This is a genomic window from Shinella sp. GW821-FHT10F02 (genome assembly GCF_058809275.1).
Genome location: NZ_JBXASL010000007.1, coordinates 282459 through 301617 on the forward strand (window position 1 = coordinate 282459; position 19159 = coordinate 301617).

The 19159-nt window shown below is 63.8% G+C and carries 18 protein-coding genes; 3 read left to right on the forward strand and 15 right to left on the reverse strand.

Annotated features, from left to right (window positions below):
* The first annotated feature begins 365 nt into the window (after positions 1-365).
* Positions 366-2306 (forward strand): methyl-accepting chemotaxis protein, encoded by a 1941-nt coding sequence (locus AC1RWL_RS22655; RefSeq protein WP_493096049.1) that lies wholly within the window; start codon positions 366-368, stop codon positions 2304-2306.
* 65 nt (positions 2307-2371) lie between these two features.
* The gene (locus AC1RWL_RS22660; RefSeq protein ID WP_493096048.1) at positions 2372-2575 is read left to right on the forward strand and encodes a hypothetical protein; all 204 of its coding nucleotides are present in this window, start codon (positions 2372-2374) and stop codon (positions 2573-2575) included.
* A gap of 51 nt (positions 2576-2626) precedes the next feature.
* Here AC1RWL_RS22660 and AC1RWL_RS22665 read toward each other — a convergent pair whose 3' ends face one another.
* From AC1RWL_RS22665 to AC1RWL_RS22690, 6 genes are all read right to left on the reverse strand, one after another.
* Positions 2627-3751, reverse strand: a complete 1125-nt coding sequence (locus AC1RWL_RS22665) for a substrate-binding domain-containing protein (RefSeq protein WP_493096047.1) — start codon at positions 3749-3751, stop codon at positions 2627-2629.
* Positions 3752-3813: 62 nt separating this feature from the next.
* The gene (locus AC1RWL_RS22670; protein WP_493096046.1) at positions 3814-4815 is read right to left on the reverse strand and encodes an ABC transporter permease; all 1002 of its coding nucleotides are present in this window, start codon (positions 4813-4815) and stop codon (positions 3814-3816) included.
* Positions 4812-5792 carry an ABC transporter permease gene (locus AC1RWL_RS22675; RefSeq protein ID WP_493096045.1) on the reverse strand — a complete coding sequence of 327 codons (981 nt, stop codon included), beginning with the start codon at positions 5790-5792 and terminating at the stop codon, positions 4812-4814. Before AC1RWL_RS22675 ends, AC1RWL_RS22670 begins: the two co-directional genes overlap by 4 nt.
* Complete coding sequence (locus AC1RWL_RS22680; RefSeq protein ID WP_493096044.1) at positions 5789-7297, reverse strand: sugar ABC transporter ATP-binding protein; 1509 nt, start codon at positions 7295-7297, stop codon at positions 5789-5791. The genes AC1RWL_RS22675 and AC1RWL_RS22680 overlap by 4 nt, the downstream gene beginning before the upstream one ends.
* A complete protein-coding gene (locus AC1RWL_RS22685) occupies positions 7294-8142 on the reverse strand; it encodes a sugar phosphate isomerase/epimerase family protein (protein WP_493096043.1) in 849 nt (282 codons plus the stop codon). The genes AC1RWL_RS22680 and AC1RWL_RS22685 overlap by 4 nt, the downstream gene beginning before the upstream one ends.
* A gap of 7 nt (positions 8143-8149) precedes the next feature.
* Positions 8150-9016, reverse strand: coding sequence for a sugar phosphate isomerase/epimerase family protein (locus tag AC1RWL_RS22690; RefSeq protein ID WP_493096042.1), 867 nt, complete (start codon positions 9014-9016; stop codon positions 8150-8152).
* A gap of 162 nt (positions 9017-9178) precedes the next feature.
* On the opposite strand from AC1RWL_RS22690, the gene AC1RWL_RS22695 reads away from it, so the two are divergent.
* Entirely contained in the window at positions 9179-10213 is a 1035-nt protein-coding gene (locus AC1RWL_RS22695) for a helix-turn-helix domain-containing protein (RefSeq protein WP_493096041.1), read from the forward strand.
* Between the two features lies 1 nt (position 10214).
* Here AC1RWL_RS22695 and AC1RWL_RS22700 read toward each other — a convergent pair whose 3' ends face one another.
* The 9 genes from AC1RWL_RS22700 to AC1RWL_RS22740 form a co-directional block, all read right to left on the reverse strand.
* Positions 10215-11351, reverse strand: coding sequence for a GNAT family N-acetyltransferase (locus tag AC1RWL_RS22700; protein ID WP_493096040.1), 1137 nt, complete (start codon positions 11349-11351; stop codon positions 10215-10217).
* A gap of 37 nt (positions 11352-11388) precedes the next feature.
* Positions 11389-12252 (reverse strand): ROK family protein, encoded by an 864-nt coding sequence (locus tag AC1RWL_RS22705; RefSeq protein WP_493096039.1) that lies wholly within the window; start codon positions 12250-12252, stop codon positions 11389-11391.
* Positions 12253-12262: 10 nt separating this feature from the next.
* Complete coding sequence (locus tag AC1RWL_RS22710) at positions 12263-13339, reverse strand: ABC transporter ATP-binding protein (protein ID WP_493096038.1); 1077 nt, start codon at positions 13337-13339, stop codon at positions 12263-12265.
* A 22-nt stretch (positions 13340-13361) separates the two neighbouring features.
* Positions 13362-14171: a carbohydrate ABC transporter permease gene (locus tag AC1RWL_RS22715; protein WP_435266501.1), complete on the reverse strand. Its 810-nt coding sequence runs from the start codon at positions 14169-14171 to the stop codon at positions 13362-13364.
* Positions 14171-15040, reverse strand: a complete 870-nt coding sequence (locus AC1RWL_RS22720) for a carbohydrate ABC transporter permease (protein WP_256119652.1) — start codon at positions 15038-15040, stop codon at positions 14171-14173. Before AC1RWL_RS22720 ends, AC1RWL_RS22715 begins: the two co-directional genes overlap by 1 nt.
* Positions 15041-15096: 56 nt before the next feature.
* Positions 15097-16389 (reverse strand): ABC transporter substrate-binding protein, encoded by a 1293-nt coding sequence (locus tag AC1RWL_RS22725; protein WP_493096037.1) that lies wholly within the window; start codon positions 16387-16389, stop codon positions 15097-15099.
* Positions 16390-16474: 85 nt separating this feature from the next.
* A complete protein-coding gene (locus AC1RWL_RS22730) occupies positions 16475-17488 on the reverse strand; it encodes a Gfo/Idh/MocA family protein (RefSeq protein ID WP_493096036.1) in 1014 nt (337 codons plus the stop codon).
* 16 nt (positions 17489-17504) lie between these two features.
* Entirely contained in the window at positions 17505-18179 is a 675-nt protein-coding gene (locus AC1RWL_RS22735; protein WP_493096035.1) for an N-acetylmannosamine-6-phosphate 2-epimerase, read from the reverse strand.
* Positions 18180-18275: 96 nt separating this feature from the next.
* Entirely contained in the window at positions 18276-19115 is an 840-nt protein-coding gene (locus AC1RWL_RS22740) for a MurR/RpiR family transcriptional regulator (RefSeq protein WP_493096034.1), read from the reverse strand.
* Positions 19116-19159: the final 44 nt, after the last annotated feature.

Genomic DNA, 19159 nt, shown 5'->3' on the forward strand with positions numbered 1-19159 from the left:
TATTCGCCGGCGCCGCAAATTCGTGCCGCGAAGGCTGAGTGATGTATAAAATGGACGCATAGAGATTACATTCAGTGAATCAAACTCAACAGCTTGAGTTTTTCTCAACAAAATGCGGAAGAGAACGCATATTTTCTAGCATTATTGACGATCTATACGACAGTTAATTCAAACTTTAATTACAACTTAACAATTCACGCAAATATTGACAGCACAAGCCCTTCGCTTGCCATGATGGCATCTTCGCGTGCGATGCAGAGTGTTGCGCGTTACCAGCGTCAGTCAGCGGCCCTACACAGGTCGCGTTGCCGATATGGAGGGGCGATGTTGATCATCCCGGCTTCCGCCATCCTCACGAGGCAACCATGTCTTTCCTGCAAAATGCCAAGATCATCACCAAAGTACTGGCGCCGCTCGTCATGTTGAGCGTCATCACTATCGCCAGCACAGTTTATTTGGCCTGGAACTACCTCAAAGCCGACACGGCCTACAGCGAATTCATCGCGAACGACAACAAGGCGACCTTGCTGGTGGCACGCGCCAATACCAGCATCCACACGATGATCTATGTCGCCTACAAAGTGGTCGTCTATGACGCGAACTCACCGGAAATGCCGGGACTGAAACAAAGCTATGCCGATAATGCCAAGACCGCGATCGAGCGGCTAACAGCAGCCAAGGAACGGCTTCCGGAGGCAGGCGCGGACATCCAGGCCTTCATCGACACGGCTCAAGCCATTGTCGGAGAGCTGGACACGGCCGTCCGATATGCATCCAGCAACAGGAATGACGAAGCGATGGTCATCCTCGCGAAGCAGGATGGCGAGATCATCAAGCTCAGGAAGAGCATTGCCGCCTGGGTCGACAAGGGCATCGCTGCCGTCGATGCACGATCGGATACATTGACCGCCGACGCCCATTTCACCGTCGAGACCTCGCTGGTCGTCCTGGGCGCCGTTCTTCTCGCTGCCATCATCGCCTCGCTGGCCGTAACGGTTTATGGCATCACCCGGCCCGTCAATGCGCTGCGCCAGCGCATGCTGACGCTTGCCGAGGGCGAGACGGCAGCGCCGGTCTCCGGGCTTGCCCGCAAGGACGAAGTCGGCCAGATGGCCGCAGCCGTCGCCGTCTTCCGCGACAACGCGATCGAACGCATCCGGCTTGAACAGGAGGCCGAGGCGAACCGCGGGCTTTCCGAGCAGGAACGCCGGCAGCGCGAGGAGCAGAAGGCGCAGGAGGCGGCGACCATCCAGCACGCCGTGGACGCCCTTGCCACCGGCCTGGAGCGACTCTCCGGCGGCGACATGACCCATCGCATCGAGCAGCCCTTCGGCCTCAATCTCGATGGCCTGCGCGCCAACTTCAACGACTCGATGCTCAAGCTCCAGACGACCCTGCGCCGTGTCGAGCAAAGCACCCGCAGCATCAATGCCGGCGCCAACGAAATGCGCTCCGGCGCCGATGATCTCGCCCGCCGCACCGAACAGCAGGCCGCCTCCGTCGAGGAGACCGCAGCCGCGCTGGAGGAGATCACCACCGCGGTCAAGGATTCCGCCCGCCGCGCCGAAGAGGCCGGCAGCCTCGTCGCCCGCACCCGCGAAGGAGCCGAGCGCTCCGGCATCGTCGTCAGCGATGCGATCGAGGCGATGCAGCTCATCGAAAAGTCCTCCGGCGAGATCACCAACATCATCAGCGTGATCGATGAAATCGCTTTCCAGACCAACCTCCTGGCGCTGAATGCCGGCGTCGAGGCGGCACGCGCCGGGGAAGCGGGCAAGGGCTTTGCCGTCGTCGCGCAAGAAGTTCGCGAACTGGCGCAGCGCTCGGCGGCGGCCGCCAAGGACATCAAGAGCCTGATCAGCGCCTCCAGCCTGCAGGTGCAGGCGGGCGTGCAGAAAGTGCGTGAAACGGGTGCGGCGCTGGGCACGATCGCGACGGAGGTGCAGCAGATCAACCGCAACGTCTCGGCCATCGTCGAGGCGGCGCGCGAACAATCGATCGGCCTTCAGGAGATCAACACCGCGGTGAATTCGATGGACCAGGGTACGCAGCAGAATGCAGCGATGGTCGAGCAGACCACGGCCGCGACGCACAGCCTCTCCACCGACGTCTCGACACTCTCGCAGCTTCTGGCGCAGTTCAAGCTGGACGAGCGCCAAAGCGGGCCTGCCACGGTGACGGCGATGAACCCGGTCGCCGCAAAAGCCTCCCCCGCCCGCACGCTCGCCCGCAAGGTGGCGACCGCCTTCTCGAACTCTTCCGCCCTCGCCCATGCTCCACAGGGCGATCAGTGGGAGGAGTTCTGAGCGGCGTGGGGAGAGTGGCCTCCCGCTCTCCCCATGCCATGTCAGCAACTGCGATCGGAGACCTCATGTCCAACGTCCTCGCCTTCCCCCATGCCCGGCTGATCACCAAGGTGCAGGGCAGCGTCTTCGACGAGGCGCAGATTCAGGCCTATGCAGAGCGGCATCCCGACCGTGTGGCTGAAATGTCCGCCAAGCTGCACCTGGCCGTAAAGGCCGCCGTGATCCTGCATGCGCTCATGGACGACATCAATGCGGAAATCAGGTCATAGGCATGGTGGCCGGTCCGGGCCGCAACAATCCTGCGGCCCGGATGATGGTGTTTACTGGCCGCCCCAGGCTACCGGATAGTCGGGTAGCTTCTCGCAGCCGCACATGGCATGATGCAGCGGCGGCATCTTGTCGTTGACATACTGGTCGAGCGTTTCAGCCGTGATGGACGGCTGCGGCATCACCCATTCCGGCCCCGGCACCGGCTCGCCCTTCAGCACCTTGACGGCAGCGATGATCGGCGTGCGCCACTGGTAGGTCGGATAGGTCGGCGCGATCGCCTTGAAGCCCTCGGCCTTCCATTTCATCAGAAAGTCCTGCTGGTCTTCGCCGGTGATGATCGGCAGCGGCAGGCCGGAATCCTCGAAGGCTTCGAGTGCCGCGACGGCCGTCGCACCCGCATCCATCCAGATCGCATCGATCGAGCCGCGTTGCAGGTAGTCCTCGACGATCGACTTGGTCTTGGCATTGTCGCCCTCGGTGAATTCCTCGCCGATGACGGTCAGCCCCTTCTCCGTGAAGATGCGCTTGGCAGCGGAGGCACGGGTTTCAAGCACGTCGACGCCGGGTACGATGCGCAGCATCAGCACGTTGGCGCCGGCAGGCGCCGTCGCCGCGACGAACTCGCCGGCCTGGATGCCGAAACCGTAGCCGCCGACCGGGTGGATGAAGGTCACCGGGCACTTGGTGTTGACGCCGCGATCGAAGACGATGACCGGCAGCTTGGCGCAGGCTTTTTCGACAGCGGGCGTCAGCGCTGCGGTGGTGTTCGGCGAGACGATCAGCACCGAGCACTTGCCGCCGTTGATCAGGTCGTCGATGTCGGAAATCTGCTTGTCGTCGGAGCCTTCGGCATCGACATGGATGAGTTCCTTGATCTCCGGATGCAGCTTCACCTCGGCCTGCATGTTGGTCCAGCCGGTCACGCGCCAGGCATTGTTCACGCCGGCATTGGAGAAGCAGATCGTGTAGGGACCTTCCTTCTTGTACTGCGCGGTGTCGGCTATCTGGTCACCGTAATATTGCACCCAGGGCTCCCCCTCCGGGCCATTGGCCTTCGCCGTCAGCATCTCGCGCTGCCGGGCAAATTCCGCGGGGTCGTCGAAGTTCAGCTGTTGGGCCTGCGCGGTGCTGGCAAAGAGGGCAGCCGAAAGGGCGGCGGTCAGCAGTTTTTTCATGTCTCACTCCCATTTGATCATGATGTTCAGGTTCCTCCCGACGGCCTTGCGGCCGGCGAAATTCAGGTCCCGCCGGCGCGGTTGCGCCGGTAGGTGGCAAGCACGACGGCGACGATCAGGATCACGCCCTGCACGACATCGCGCACCGGTTTCGGCAAGCCGATGAAGTTGAGCAGCGTGAAGATCGCCGTCAGCGTCAGCGCACCGGCAATCGAGGCCGGCACCGAGCCGCGCCCGCCGAGAAGCTGCGCGCCGCCGATGACGCAGGCGGTGATCGCCTGCAATTCGTAGCCGACGCCAACATCCGTCGAGACCCCGGCAAAGCCGCCAAGCAGAATGCCGGCCGTCACCGCGCTCAGCGACGAGACGACGAAGGCGATGATGCGCACCCGTTCCAGCGGCACGCCCGACATCTGCGCTGCCCGCGGATTATCACCGATCGCATGCAGCAGACGCCCGAGATTGGTGCGGTGCATGACCCAGAACAGGCCGATCCCGACCACGATGAGCACCACAAGGGCCACTGGCAGGAACTGGATCAACGGAATGCCCTGGATATTGGTGCGCCCGAAGAAGCGGAACGTCTCCGGCAGATAGCCGCGCGGCGAGCCGCTCGACCACATGAAGGCCGCCCCGTTTAGCGTGATCATCATGCCGAGCGTGGCGATCAGCGAGGGTACGCGGAGATAGCTGACCACAAGCCCGTTGACCACGCCGACGGCAAGTCCGACCGCATACATGACCGGGATCACCCACCAGGTCGCATCGGCATTGTTGTTGAGCAGCATGGAGGAGCCGACCACCGTCAGCGTGATCACCGAGCCGACGGAGAGATCGAAGCCACCCGAGACGATGACATAAATCTGCCCGGCGGCGAGGATCGCCAGCGGCGCGGCCCGCTTCAGGAAATTCATGTAGCCGGTGGGCTCGACGAAATTCGGGTTGGACAGTGTGATGGCGACAAGCAGCGCTGCGAGCACGAAGAAGATGGGATTGATCTTCGGCAGACGGCCGCCCCTTGCGGCGCCAGGCGCCTTGGCGGAACCGACGGTTTCTTGGATCATGCCACTATCCTCTTCGAACGCACGGCATAGAAGGCGACGGCGGCGACGATGATGATGCCGCGCATCACCTGCTTGGCGAAGGCATCGACGCCGGCGAGATTGAAGATCGAATCGATCAGCGAGAAGATGATGACACCCGCCACGGTGCCCCAGATGCCGCCCTTGCCGCCGGAAAGGATCGTGCCGCCGATGACGACCACTGCGATCGATTCCAGATCATAGGCACCCTCCGTGCCGATCCACGGGGAGCCGGATTTCAGCCGGCTTGCGAGATAGAGGCCGGCGAGCGAAGCGCAGAGGCTGCAGATGATATGGCTCACCATCACCACGCGCGCCGTCTTGATGCCGGCCGCGCGCGCCGTGTCGCGATTGCCACCGACCGAATAGATGTTCGAGCCGAAGCGAGTGAAGCGAAGCACGGCCCAGGCCGCCAGCACGAGCAGCGCCAGAACGATGAGGCTCACCGGCAGGCCCAGCACTTCGCCATAGGCGAAATACTGGAACGCATCCGGCACCGAACCGCCGAAACGGCCGTGGAAGGAGGCGAGGCAGCCTTGGATGATCAGCGCCATGCCGAGCGTCGCGATCAGCGGATTGACCTCCAGCTTGGTGATCATCAGCCCGTTCAGCGTGCCGACCACGGCGCCCATCAGCAGCACGGCGAGGACCGCGGGCAGCATCATTGCTGGGTCGCCGTTCATGATCGCCGAGGAGACGACCGCGGAAGCCGATATCAGATGCGCCACCGACAGGTCGATCGAGCCGACGAGGATCGCAAAGGTCTGGCCGACGGCGGTGATGCCGAGCGCGATGGAGCGGTTGAGGATGGAGACTGCCGCTTCCGGCGTCAGGAACCGCGTGAGGCCGAGGCTGAGCGCGATCACGATATAGATGGCGAGCGCTGCGGCAAGCAGCAAAGCCGGTGCGTAGCGCTCCATGCGCCAGGCGGGACGTTTGGTCAGGGTCGCCGTGTTCATGCCGCCACCGCCTCTTCGCCGGTTGCGGCGAGCATGACATCGGCCTCCGATACGCCACGCGGGAATGCGGCCACGAGTTCGCCGGCGCGCATGACGAGGATGCGGTCGGCGGCGCCCAGCACCTCCGGCAGATCGGACGACACCATCATGATCGCCGTGCCCTTGCGCGCAAGATCGCGCATCAGGTGATAGATGCCGGCCTTGGCATTGACGTCGATGCCGCGTGTCGGCTCGATGAAGATCAGCAGCCGCGGCGCCAGCGCCAGCCAGCGCGCGACGATCGCCTTCTGCTGGTTGCCGCCGGAGAGCGCCTTGATCTCCTGCGAAAAACTGCCGGCCCTGACATCGAGCTCGTGCAGCAGCTTGTCCATCTCTTCGGCGGAGGCAAAGGGCGTGGCATCGGCCTTGCCCGCCAGACCCGATAGCGCCCGTGCCGTCAGCAAACCATTGTCCGAAACCGACTGCATCAGCACCAGTCCCTCGGCCTTGCGGTCGCCCGGCAAAAGGCCGATGCCGGCGCGGATGGCGTCGCGCGGATTGGTGAAGCGCGCCGGCTTACCGGCAAGCTCCACCTCGCCTTCGGTGAAGGGCGCAAAGCCGAAGATCGCCTGGGCCAGCGCCACGCGTCCTGCCCCCTGCAATCCGGCAAATCCGACGATCTCGCCCGCGCGCAACTCGAAGGAAATATCCTTCAGCCGCTCATTGCCGGCATGGCGCACGGACAGCACGACCTCGCCGATCTCCTGTGGCGTTGCCGGCGCGGCATAGAAATCGCCGATATCGCGGCCAACCATGGCGCGCACGATCGCGTCGGGCTCCGGCACATGGTCGAAGCTCGCCGCCGTCTCGCCGTCCTTCAGCACGGTCACCCGATCGGCCAGCCGCGTGATCTCGCGCATGCGGTGGGTAATGTAGACGATCGCCACGCCTCGCTTCTTCAGCGTATCCACAAGGCCGAACAGCACCTCGCATTCCGCCTCGTTGAGCGCCGCCGTCGGCTCGTCCATCACGATGACCTTCGCATCGAGCGAGACAGCTTTGGCGATCTCGACCAATTGCTGGCTCGCGACGTCGAGATCGGCGACGACCGTATCCGGCTCGATGCGGTGCGCCGAGCCGAACAGCGCCAGCACCCGCCGCGCCTCCGCGTTCATCGCCCTGTAGTCGATCAGGCCAAGCCGCGTCGGCTCGCGGCCGAGAAAGATGTTCTGCGCCACCGTACGCTCCGGCAGCAGGGAGAATTCTTGGTAGATCACCGCGATACCGTCGCGGATCGCCTCCAGCGGATGGCTGAAATGCCGCTCCTCGCCGCCAACGACGACGGCGCCGCCATCCAGCCGGTAGACGCCGGAGAGGATCTTCATCAATGTCGACTTGCCGGCGCCGTTTTCGCCGGCGAGCGCATGCACCTCGCCCGGATAGGCCGAAAAACTCACGCTCCTCAGCGCCTTCACGCCGGGAAAACTCTTGGTGATGCCGCGCATCTCGATTGCGGGACTATTCATGCTTCTGCCCATGTCTTGCGAATGAACGTTGCGCTTTCGGAGAACAGCGTCTCGAAATCCGGAAACAGCGGCCGCCAGACGCGGGTCGCCGTCGCGATGGCCGGCAGGCCGGCCCCGAAGGCCTCAAGCGTCAACCAGCCGTCATAACCGATCTCCTTCAGCACGGTGAACATGGCCCGGAAATCTATGTGCCCGCGCCCGGGGATGCCACGGTCGTTTTCCGAGACGTGGAAGACGCCGATATCCGGGCCGATCAGCCGGATCGCTTCCTCCGGCCGCCGCTCCTCCACATTGGCGTGGAAGGTGTCGTACATGATCTTGAAGGCGGGATGTCCCACGCGGTCGACATAGGCGCGGGCCTGCTCCATCGTGTTGAGGTAATAGGTCTCGAAACGGTTGAGCGGCTCCAGGCTCAGAAGCATCTCGTTGGTCGCCGCCCGCTCCGCTAGTGCCCGGTGTGCGTCCGCGCCGTACTTCAGTTCGTCCTCGCTTGCGCCCGCGCCGGTGAAAAAGCCGATCGGCGCATGGAACGGCCCGCCCATGCTTTCGGCGCCCAGCGCGATGGCGCAATCCAGCGCCCAGTCGAGATGGGCAAGCCCCCGCGCCCGCACCTCGGCATCGCTGCTGACCGGATTGGCCTCCGGCGTCGGCACGATCGACGTGGTCGATCGGCCAAGGCCGAGTACATCCAGCTCCCTGCCGAGGTGCTCGTAGTGGCCGATGTCCCCCTTGAGGACCGGAACCTCCACGCCGTCATAACCGAGGTCGCGCAGCCGCCCGATACTTTCGAGATGCTGGTCCTCGACGAAATCGGTCAGGCACAGCAGGTTGATGCCGAGTTTCATGGCGCGCTCAATGCAGCTTGATGCCGAGATCGCGGCAGGTGCCGCGGATCCAGGCGAGCGATTTCTCGATCATCGGCCCGGCCGCCCCCTCGCATTCGAGGCTCAGCACGCCGTCATAACCATGGTCGCGCAATTGGGCGAGACAGGCCTTGATATTCTCGGCGTTGACGCCGTCGCCGAGCGCGCAATGGCTGACGGCAATGCCGGTCTGCCCGCCGCGCACCGCATCCGCCAGCGACTGCGACACGTCCTTGACGTGCACATGGCTAACCTTGTCGATGAAGCGCGGCAGGAATGCCGTCGGCTCCTGGCCGGCGATGAAGGTGTTGCCGGTGTCCATGTTCATGCGCAGCCACTTAGAATCCACGAAGGCCAGCATGCGCGCCATGAATTCGGGACGCGTCGTGAAATAGCCGTGCGGCTCGATGTTGATGATGATCTCGTGCGCCTCCGCGACCTCGATGATCTTCTCGTAGCTGCGCTTCATCAGCGCCATCGATTCCTCTTCGCTCAAACCCGCCGGCATGTGCAGCCCGTCGGTCGTGTCGACGCAGGGGCTGCCCGCCTGCGCGGCCCAGGCGATCGATTTCAGCACATAGGGCACGCCGCGGAGCGGGCCATCCTCGCCGGAAAGCGGATAGGCAGCATCGACCTGGGAGAAGCGCACGCCGTAGCGATCCATCTTGCGGCGCAGCAGCGCGGGGTCCTCGTAAAGCGCGACATGCGGCTGGTAGCCGAGACCATGGATCCAGCTCACCCCGTCGATCAGGCCGCACTCGATGAAGTGCACATCGTTGTCGCTCGCCCACTGCAAGCATTTTTCGAACGACCAGTAGGCCGAGTTGAACGCGTCCGTGTGGAAGCCTATCCGCACCGGCAAATCCTCCCTGATTCTCCTCCATGCCGTTGAGTTTCAACGACAAATCACCAGCGCCTCCATTTGTCGCTTGATGATGTCCCAGCATTGCGCAATAAATCGCTGTCCGCGTTCGAAATAGACGACCGGTAAATTTTAGACATCGACGGAGGGGGAGCGATGAGCAAGGGCAGCAATGAACGGGCCGTCAACCGGCCGGCGGTTTTCCGCGAGCCGGGCGCCCTGCTCTATGCCGGAAACTGCCAGGACCTGATGAAGGCCTCGCTTGCCGGGCAGGTCTCGCTCAATGCCTGGACGCGGCGCGGCTATCCGGGCATCGACCTCGGAAACGCGCTGCCACAGGTCTGCTCCGTCGGCGGCTGGGACGCAACGATCCCGCAGGACTGGGGCCTGCGCGAACATTGCAACGAGGGCGTCAAGATCGCCTATCTCGCCCGCGGTTCGCTGGCGATCACCATGGATGGTCGAAGGACGGTCATCAACGAGGGCCAGATGTTCGTTGTGCGGCCCTGGCAGCTGCATGCGCTCGGCGACCCGAATATCGGCGCCAGCCACATCATCTGGGTGCTGATGGACATGGGCGTGCGCCGACCGCACGAGACCTGGCTCTGGCCGGACTGGATCGGGTGGCCGGAGCGCGACCGCAAGCGGCTGAGCGAGCTCCTGTCGAAAAACGAACAGCTCTCCTACCTCGCCTCGCGCGACGTTGCGCGCACCTTCCTGGAGATCCACGAGGTGGTGGCGGGTCGCGATATAGACGGCGGAGAGGCGCGCCTGCGCCTGCTCATCTCGATGATGCTGCTGCAGTTCCGCCAGATGCTGGAAAGCCAGTCGCCCGTGCTGGACCTCGCGCTCGCAAGCTCGAAGCGCACGGTGGAAATCTTCCTGAAGCGGCTGAAACATGCGCTCGACGAGGACTGGACGCTGGAAAACATGGCGGCGGAGTGTAACCTATCACGCACACAGTTCACCCAGCATTGCCAGGTGCTGACCAACATGACGCCGGTGCGCTATCTCCAGATGCTGCGGCTCAATGCAGCGCGCCAACTGCTGGAAAGCGGCCAGCAGACCGTCACCAACATCGCCTATGACTGCGGCTTCTCCTCCAGCCAGTATTTTGCGACCTGCTACAAGAAACGCTTCGGCTTTTCCCCGATCGAGACCCCGCGCCAGCAGGCTCACATGAACGGCTAACTCAAAAATGCTCGGCAACCCAAGGCGGCGGGCCGGCAAAAATGCGGTCGGCGAGCACAACAGCCTCGGGATCGCCGTCGACATGGCCGGCGCGTTGCAGGAAGCTCGCCGAGCGGAAGCCGGAGAACAGGCTTGGAAGCTGGGCCGCTTCGATCGACAGCGACGGCCCCTCGCCACGACTAGGCGTGCAGCTTGCCTTGCCGTCGCGAAGGGCAAGGTGCAGGATCTGCGGTTCGGTGCCTTCTATCGTAAGCGTCAAATTACCATCAGCACAAGCATAACCGCGCGCGTTCAGGGCGGCGACGGGGTCCAGCACGCGCATGAGAAACTCTTCCTGGTGGACCAGCGACCATCCCTTGTCCGGCATGGCGAAGACCAGCGCATCCTGCGGCGCGCCGTGCCAGCGCACCGTGCGATAGACCGTCGAAAACGTACCGATGAATTTCAGGATCTGTCGCGCGGCCGCACCGTTCAGGGCGGCCCAATCGCGGATTTCCAGGACGTCTTCGCTGGGCGTCTCGATCACCACATAGCCTTCGTCATCGCCCAGGACGAAGGCTGAGGGAATGTATGTCGTTTCGTCGAGGCGGGCGTTCCAGTGCGCGTCGTTGCGGTCGAGCAGGCCGGATTCATTGCGGCAGGCGCGCCGGTAGATCGGGTCGAGGACGGCCTGCGCCTCGGCGAGGGGTATGCGGCGGACGCGGATGTCCTGCCGGATCTTGTAGAATTCCGCGGTTTGCGCCTCGTAGATCATCTCGTGGCCGGCGAGGTTGAAACCAGAGCGGCGATAGACCGGGCGCGTCGAAGCAAAAAGGCTGGCGAGGCAAGCGCCGCCTTTGCGCGCATCGTCACAGGATAGCTCCATGATCTCCGCGGCGAGCCCCCCGCCGCGGAATTCCGGCTGGATCGCGATATGGGCGATGTTGGCCGCTGGCACGGCTCGCCCGCCGAACCAGTGGCCGCAGGGCACGACCGCCCAGACCGCGGCAGGCACACCGTCCTTTTCGAGGATGCGGAAGCACTCGATGCCCGTCATGCGCACATAATTGCGCGTCCACGCTTCGTTGACGGCAAAGGCCAGGCGATAGGCATCCATGATGAAGGCCATGTCCGCCATGGCCGCGTTGCGAACCGACATCCGGTTCCTCCTTTTCGACAAATGGGGACGGCGCGCCTTAGCGGCCCTGCCCCGAAAATGCGATACGCGCGAGATCCGCGACCCCAAGGATGCCGGCGCGAACACCGAGCTCGGCGCGGTGGATCGGCACCGGCGAAACGGCGCCGAGCGGCGGCCGGAGAGCGTTGACCCGATCGATGAAACCTTCCGCCAGACCGATGCCGCCACCGAGCACGATGCGGGGCGGATCGAGCGCCAGCTGGATATTGCGGCAGAGCCGCGCCACGCGCTGGGCGGAGGCCGCGACGATGTCCATCGCCCATGTCTCGCCGCGCGATGCATGGGCAAAAACCTGGCGCGCATCGGCCTCATGTCCCTGGCGCCGGGCTTCCGCCGCCATCCAGCGTCCGGAAACGCGGTCTTCGAGGAAGGCGCCGTCGTCGCCATCGGTGGTGAGCCCGAAGTGCCCGGCGAGGCCCTTTTGCAGCCGGCCATCGAGCACGATGCCGCCGCCGATTCCGGTTGATATGGTGAGGAAGACGAGGTCTCCGCTGCGTCCGGCACCAAAGGCATGTTCGCCCCAGGCGGCGGCCTGCGCATCGTTGACGGCGATGGCCGGCAGGGAGGTGAGCGCTTCGACCCGGGCGATGAGCGGATAGTCCGGCGGAATACCCAATGTCGCCGGGTTCATCGCCGACCAGCAGCCATTCCGCACGAAGCCGGTGACGGCAAGGCCGACGCCATGGAACCGCCCCTGCCAGGGTTTTGCGGCGGAAAACGCCGCTTCGAGCCAGTGGTCGGGGCCGTCGTCCCGGGCAGTCGCGACCGTGACCTCTTCCACCACGCCGGACGCGTCGACAAGGGCGACCAGGGTTTTCGTGCCGCCAATATCCACGGCCAGGATTGCGCTATCGTCCGTCATAGGCACGATCCTAGCCGATCAACCGGCCGCTGGCGGCATCGAAAAGCGAAACCTTGTCGGCCGCGATCGTCACCGGCACGGTGGAACCCTGCGAGACGCTGCCGGTCTCCATGCGGGCGACCAGCAAATGGTCGTGCACCGACAGCGTGACATTGTCCTCCGGCCCGGTGGATTCCACCATTTCGACCTTGGCGTCGATCGCCTGCGACCCCTCCCGCGCAAGCCGTATATGTTCCGGCCGGATGCCGAGCAGCACGTCGCTGTTTGCCGCGGCATCCGCCGGCAGGGAGAGCGGCAGCGTCCAGCCCTTCCCGTCGCTGAAGGACGGTTTCCCGTCAGCGAGCGCAAGTGCGCCGGGCACGAAATGCATGGCGGGCGAGCCGACGAATTTTGCGACGAAGAGATTGGCCGGGCGGTGGTAGATTTCGTAAGGGCTGCCGATCTGCTGCACCTCACCCTTGTGCATCACGACGATCTTGGTGGCGAGCGTCATCGCCTCGATCTGGTCGTGCGTCACATAGATCATCGTCTTGCCGATGCGCTCATGCAGCTGCTTGATCTCCACCCGCGTCTCGACGCGAAGCGTGGCATCGAGATTGGAGAGCGGTTCGTCGAAGAGGAAGACTTTCGGGTCACGCACCAGCGCCCGGCCGATCGCCACGCGCTGCCGCTGGCCGCCGGAGAGTTCGCGCGGCTTGCGCTCCAGCAGTTGTTCGATCTGCAGGAGTTTTGCCACCTGCATCACCTTGTCTTGCATGTCCGCCGCATTGGTGCGGCGCATGCGCAGTGGAAAGGCGATGTTCTGCCGGACCGTCATGTTCGGATACAGCGCGTAGGACTGGAACACCATGGCGATGTCGCGCTCGCGCGTCGGCACGGCCGTCACGTCCCGCCCGTCGATCTCGATCAGACCGCCGTCGATCGGGTGCAGTCCGGCAATGGCATGCAGCAGGGTGGATTTCCCGCAGCCCGAGGGGCCGAGCAGCACCACGAAATCACCCTCGTTGACCTCGATGTCGATGCCCTTCAGCACGCTGACATTGCCATAGGATTTGCGGATGCTTTTCAAGAGAAGGGACCGCGTCATTGTGTTGGTTTCCATCATCGTTCTATCCCTTGATGCTGCCGAGCGACATGCCGCGCACGACCTTGCCCTGAACCAGCATTCCCAGAACCAGCATCGGCAGCATGACCAGCGTCGCCGCCGCCGTCAGCGGTCCCCATTGCACGCCCTGGAAGGTGAGGAAGGAGGTGATGCTGACCGGCAGGGTCTGCGTATCGCGGCCCGTCAGCACCAGCGCGATGAAGAATTCGTTCCAGGTGAAGAGCACGCAGAGAATGAAGGTGGCAACGATGCCGCCGAATGCCACCGGCAGGAAAATCTCGCGAAAAATGGTGAATTCGCGCGCACCATCGACCTTCGCCGCATCCCGCAATTCCCGCGGAATATCCTCGAAGAAGGTGATCAGCAGCGAGATCGCGAAGGGAATGTTGACGAAGGCATAGACGCCGATGACGATCCAGTGGTTGTTGAGCAGCTTCATCTGCGCCGCCAGAAAATAGGTCGGGATGATGAAGATTAGCGGCGGCGCGATGCGCAGGCTGAGAATGAACTTCTCGTTCTGCCGCTTGGTCGCTTCGTCCTGCGCCACAAGGCCATAGGCGACGAGCGCGCCGACGCCGACGGAGATCAGGCTTGCCGAAAACGAGATCACCACGCTGTTGAAGAAGGCGCGGATGAAGACGCCGTTGTTCAGCACCTTGGCATAGTTCTCCCAGGTCGGCGCAAACAGCCAGACCGGCGGCATGGCGAAGGCGTCGCGCTGGGTCTTCAGCGAGGTCGCCACCACCCAGTAGAGCGGGAAGAGCACGCAGAGGAGAAGGATGGCGAGCGCGATCCAGAAGATGATCCGGCGCATCAGGCTTCTCCTTGCTTCGGCGCCTTGAAGGCGAGGTTGTAGAGCAGCAGCAGGGCGACGTTCGTGAGAATGGTCAGCACCATGGCTATTGTCAGCGAATAGGAGATGTCGAAATTGGTGAAGGCGGAGATGTAGCCGTAGAGGTTGAGCGTCTCCGTGGAGAGCGCCGGCCCGCCGCGCGTCATGATGTAGAAGATATCGAAGGCCTTGACCGCGTCGATCGCGCGGATGAGGGCCACCACCATCAGCGCCCGCTTCAGCGCCGGCAGCGTGATGTACCAGAGCACCTGCCATTCCCGCGCGCCATCGACACGCGCGGCGTTCTGCGGGTCGCCCGGCAGCGATTCCAGCGAGGCCATGGTGAGCAGCACGACGAAGGGCGTCCATTGCCAGATATCGGCCATCAGCAGCGAGAACAGCGCGACATTCGGATTGCCGAGCCAGTCGACCGGGCCGAGGCCGATGGTGGACAGCAGGTAATTCATCATGCCGTTTGACGGATCGAGCAGGAAACGCCAGGTGAGACCGACGACGACCGGCGTCATGACGATCGGCACCAGCAGGATGCCGCGCACGATGCGTTTTCCCAGGAACTCCCGATCCACCAGCAGCGAGATCGCAAGCCCCAGAGAGACTTCGATGACGGTCGCCGCGACCGTGAACAGCACGGTGCGCCCGAGCGCGTTGATGGCGCGGCCGTCGAACAGCAGCCGGACATAGTTGTCGAAGCCGATGAAGCTTTCCTGCCCCGGACGAAGCAGACTGATATTGTGCAGCGTCAGCCACACGACATAGACGGTCAGGATGACCGAGACCGTGCCGAAAAACAGGACGACCGGACGGTAGAAATAGGTGGTCGCATCCTTCATGGTGCCGCTCCCCGTGAGGCTGGCCATGCCCGGCGAACCGGGCACGGCCGGGATGATCAACGGCTGAGGGCCGCGTCGTTGGCGGCGTTCGCCTCGGCGAGCGCATCCTTGGCCGTGGCCGTGCCGGCGAGCACCTTCGATACCGCGATGCCGGCATTGTTGATGACTTCGTTGGCGGCCTCGACGGTCGGCAGATACTGCGGATTGCCGGCATTGATCGAGGCGAGCATGGCATCCTTGAAGGCGCCGTAGCGCTTGTTGAACTCCTCCGAGTTCAGCGCCGCAAGCGAGGTCACGCCGGAATTCGGCGCGAGACCGAAGGACTTGACCTGCTGCTCTTTCGCCGTCGCCCAGGAGGCGAAGAGCCAGGCCGCTTCCTTCTGCTGCGAGGCCTCGGAGATGTAGAGGCTGTGCACGGCAAGCGAGGAAGAGCCGCCCTTCAGCTTGTCGGTCTCCACCGGCACCGGCACGTAACCGACCTTGCCGACGACGGAGGAAATGGAAGCGTCCTCGTTGAAGGCGCCGTTGACGGTGGCATCCATCGTCATGCCGGCCTTGCCCTGCTGGAAGAGCACGCGGTTTTCCTCCCAGCCGAAATTGGCGACGCCGACCGGGCCATAATCCCGCAGCACGCCGGCAAAGGCATCGAGCGAGGCGGCCGCCTCATCGCTGCCGAGCGCCGACTTGCCGTCCGCGCCGATGAACTCGCCGCCATAGCCCCAGAGCCAGCCGGCCCAGACATAGACGTTCTGGATGCCCTGCGCACCGCGCATGGTGATGCCGGCGACCGCGCCGTTCGATTTTTCCTTGATCGTCTTCGCGGCCGCCGTCACCTCGCCAAAGCTCTTGGGAGGAGCAATGCCATATTCTTCGAACAGGTCCTTCCGGTACATCAGGAAGGTGCTTTCGCCATAGACCGGCAGGCCATAGAGCTTGCCGTCGACGATATTGGTGTTGAGGTAGCCGGGCACGAAGTCGGCCTTGTCATAATTGGCGGGGAACTTGCCCGCCAAGTCGTCGAGCGGCGCGATATAGCCGGCCTTCAGGAAACCCGGAATGTAGATGATGTTGTTCTGGACCACGTCATAGCGGCCGGAGCCGGAGGAAAACTCCAGCAGCATCTTCGCGGTGATGTCGGATTCCGGCACCACTTCGAGCTCGACCTCGATGCCGGTCGCCGCCGTGAATTCCGGCAGCAGCGCCTGGATGCCCTCGGTGGTCGGGTGACCTTCCATCAGCACGGCAAGGCGGGTTCCCTTGTAGGGCTGGTCCGCATCCTGCGCGAAGGCCGGCACCGCCACGGACGAGGACAGTGCAAGTGTCAGAGCAATAAATTGACGTCTTTTCATGTCGTTCCCCTTTTTTGGATAGCGCTCGTCAACGAGCCGTCAGTTGCACTTCGCAGCGCCTAGCCGCGCTGTATTTCTGTCGAGTTCAGAACCGCTGCACCTCGCCCGTATCCGCTGAGCGCACGAGCGCCTGCGTGAGTTCGAGGGACAGCAGCGCCTCCTCGCCGGTCGCGACCTGACATTCGGCGCCGTCGATCCATTCGAGCACGCCGGAAAGCTGGAGGCGGAGATCGCCGCCGACCTTGCCGCCAATCTCCGGCCAGTGCTGGGTGTCGATCTCGCGCGAGGCCTGGTTGTCGGCGAAATAGAGGCCGCTGTCGCCGCACTGCACTTCGAAGGAGCCTTCCGTGCCGATCATTTCGAGGCGCGCATCGATCATGTGGCGGGCGCCCGCCGGCAGCGACCAGGCGCTTTCGAAAGTCACCACCGTGCCGCCGGAAAGGCGCACGACGCCGGCAATCGTGTCCTGCGTGCCCATCTTGCCGAGCAGGATTTCGGTCTGTTGCGCATAGGCGGTGACCGGCACCTGGCCTTTCAGCATCCACAGCACCATGTCAACGTCGTGCACGGTGACGTGCATGGCGAGCGGCAGCGTGCCGGCATACCGCTTCGGCCCCTCGGTGCGGGCGCTGTTGCGGCGGGCGTAGACATGGATTGGCGTGCCGATCTTGCCGGTCTCGATCAGCTCACGCGCCTTGTAGTAGCGCGGGTCGAAGCGCAGCAGGTAGCCGACGCCGAGCTTCACATTGGCCGCCTTGCAGGCCGCGACGATCTTGCGGCCGTCCTCCAGCGTCGAGGCGATCGGCTTCTCGATGAACAGGTTGATGCCCTTGGCGGCGATCGCCAAAGCGGGTTCGAGGTGAAGATGGTCCGGCGTGCAGATGCTGACGAGGTCGAGCGTTTCGGCCGCAAGCAGTTCGTCATGCGAGCCGTAGACGCGCACACCGCCGCCGAGCCCATCCGCCACGGCCTGCGCCCGAGCAACATCCCGGTCGACGATCGCCACCAGCTCCGCCCGCGGGTCGCTGGAAAAGATCGAGGCGTGCATCGAGCCCATGAAACCGGCGCCGATGACGGCGACTTTTTTCGTCCTGATCATGTCATCCTCCAAAATCTCAACGCGCACCGCCGGCAAGGGCGTCGGCAAACCGTCTGGTAATCTCGTCCGGCCGGGTAATGGCGGAGCCGACGACGACGAAGGCCGCGCCAAGCTCCAGGGCGCGCCGCGCCTGCTCCGGCTCCCAGATCCGCCCCTCCGCGACGAAGGGGATGCCCGCTGTCGCAAGGTCCTGCATCAGCGCGAAGTCCGGGGCCGTGGTGCCGGTCGTATAAGGCGTGTAGCCGGACAGCGTGGTGCCGACGAAATCCGCGCCGGCGGCGACCGCCTGCTTGGCCTCCGCCAGCGTGCTGATATCCGCCATGCTGATTTTCTTCAGCCGCGCGATTTCGCCGACAATGTCGGCGACCGGCACCGGGCGCGGCCGGTCCGTCGCATCGAAGGCGATGACGTCGGCACCTGCCGCGGCAAGGCCCTGCACGTCGTCGAGCGAGGGCGTGATGTAGACGTCGGAGCCCGGCTGGGCGATTTTCGTGATGCCGATGACCGGCAAGCTGATAGCGCCGCGCACCGCCTGGACATTGCGCACACCCTCGATCCGCACGCCCGAAGCGCCGCCGAGAACGGCCGCGCGGGCAAGCGCCACGATATGCTCCGTGGCATAGAGCGGGCTGGTTTCCGCCGCCTGGCAGGACACGACAAGCCGGCCCCGCATTGTTTCCATGATGTCCATAAACGCCGCATCTCCTTGACTGGAGACGACGTTACGGCTTTTGGCGAAAACCGTCAATAATTTTTTTCATCTGAAGATTATCTTCAAGGGAAATCTTCAGATGTTGCGGTCGCTGACGCTCTCCGCCGTATCCCTGATCGTTTCGAGACGTGCCGGATCAAGCTTGGTGATCGTGTTGGCGATGGCGTCGACGATCAGTAGCTGGCTGATCTTCGACGGGAAGGCCCCGCCCGTCAGCGGCGTTTCCGGCGAGGAAGCAAGCAGCACGAAGTTGCAGATCGCGGCCAGTGGGCTCTTCGTGCGGTGCGTAATGCCGACGATGCGGGCGCCGCGCGCATGGGCATTTTCCGCCACGCGCAACGTATCGATGGTCGAGCCGGAGGTGGAAACGAGGATGTAGAGGTCGGCGGGCGAGGCGGTCGCGGACGCCATGGTGGCAAGGTGCGCATCGCGGCCGATATGGGCGGAAATGCCGAGGCGGGCGAGCTTGTATTCGAGATATTGCGCCGTGATGGCAGACGCCCCGACGCCGAAAATCTCGACATGGCGGGCCGAAAGCAGCAGCGAGGACACCTCCTCGATGGCCCGCCGATCGAGCATCCTTTCGGTTTCCTCCAGCGCGATGCGGGCGGTCTCGACCAGTTCCTGGACCATGTCGCCGGGGGCGGAGGTGGAAGCGGTCTGCTGGAGGGTGGCAAGCTCATGCGCGAGCGCCAGCTTGAAATTCTGGAAGCCGGGATAGCCGAGTTCGCGACAGAACCGGATCACGCTCGCCTCGGAGGACTGCGCCTCGTCGGCAAGCTCCGTGATGCTCTTGAAGAGCACGGATTGCGGATCGGCCAGCACGAAGGAAGCCACGCGCTCCAGCGCCCGGGTCATGGCCGGTCCCTGCGAGCGGATTCGCGCGATCAGCGGCGGTTGAGGATGTACGTCCACCTTGTTTCCTTGCAGCAGGCTGAGCTTCGGATCGGCCGATTCAT

Excerpts from the sequence above, each read along its gene's own strand:
- AC1RWL_RS22680 (WP_493096044.1), bottom strand. The coding sequence starts at position 7,297 with ATGAATAGTCCCGCAATCGAGATGCGCGGCATCACCAAGAGTTTTCCC.
- AC1RWL_RS22730 (WP_493096036.1), bottom strand. The coding sequence starts at position 17,488 with ATGATCAGGACGAAAAAAGTCGCCGTCATCGGCGCCGGTTTCATGGGC.
- AC1RWL_RS22665 (WP_493096047.1), bottom strand. The coding sequence starts at position 3,751 with ATGAAAAAACTGCTGACCGCCGCCCTTTCGGCTGCCCTCTTTGCCAGC.
- AC1RWL_RS22715 (WP_435266501.1), bottom strand. The coding sequence starts at position 14,171 with ATGCGCCGGATCATCTTCTGGATCGCGCTCGCCATCCTTCTCCTCTGC.
- AC1RWL_RS22660 (WP_493096048.1), top strand. The coding sequence starts at position 2,372 with ATGTCCAACGTCCTCGCCTTCCCCCATGCCCGGCTGATCACCAAGGTG.
- AC1RWL_RS22725 (WP_493096037.1), bottom strand. The coding sequence starts at position 16,389 with ATGAAAAGACGTCAATTTATTGCTCTGACACTTGCACTGTCCTCGTCC.
- AC1RWL_RS22685 (WP_493096043.1), bottom strand. The coding sequence starts at position 8,142 with ATGAAACTCGGCATCAACCTGCTGTGCCTGACCGATTTCGTCGAGGAC.
- AC1RWL_RS22735 (WP_493096035.1), bottom strand. The coding sequence starts at position 18,179 with ATGGACATCATGGAAACAATGCGGGGCCGGCTTGTCGTGTCCTGCCAG.
- AC1RWL_RS22705 (WP_493096039.1), bottom strand. The coding sequence starts at position 12,252 with ATGACGGACGATAGCGCAATCCTGGCCGTGGATATTGGCGGCACGAAA.
- AC1RWL_RS22675 (WP_493096045.1), bottom strand. The coding sequence starts at position 5,792 with ATGAACACGGCGACCCTGACCAAACGTCCCGCCTGGCGCATGGAGCGC.
- AC1RWL_RS22695 (WP_493096041.1), top strand. The coding sequence starts at position 9,179 with ATGAGCAAGGGCAGCAATGAACGGGCCGTCAACCGGCCGGCGGTTTTC.
- AC1RWL_RS22710 (WP_493096038.1), bottom strand. The coding sequence starts at position 13,339 with ATGACGCGGTCCCTTCTCTTGAAAAGCATCCGCAAATCCTATGGCAAT.
- AC1RWL_RS22720 (WP_256119652.1), bottom strand. The coding sequence starts at position 15,040 with ATGAAGGATGCGACCACCTATTTCTACCGTCCGGTCGTCCTGTTTTTC.
- AC1RWL_RS22700 (WP_493096040.1), bottom strand. The coding sequence starts at position 11,351 with ATGTCGGTTCGCAACGCGGCCATGGCGGACATGGCCTTCATCATGGAT.
- AC1RWL_RS22670 (WP_493096046.1), bottom strand. The coding sequence starts at position 4,815 with ATGATCCAAGAAACCGTCGGTTCCGCCAAGGCGCCTGGCGCCGCAAGG.
- AC1RWL_RS22655 (WP_493096049.1), top strand. The coding sequence starts at position 366 with ATGTCTTTCCTGCAAAATGCCAAGATCATCACCAAAGTACTGGCGCCG.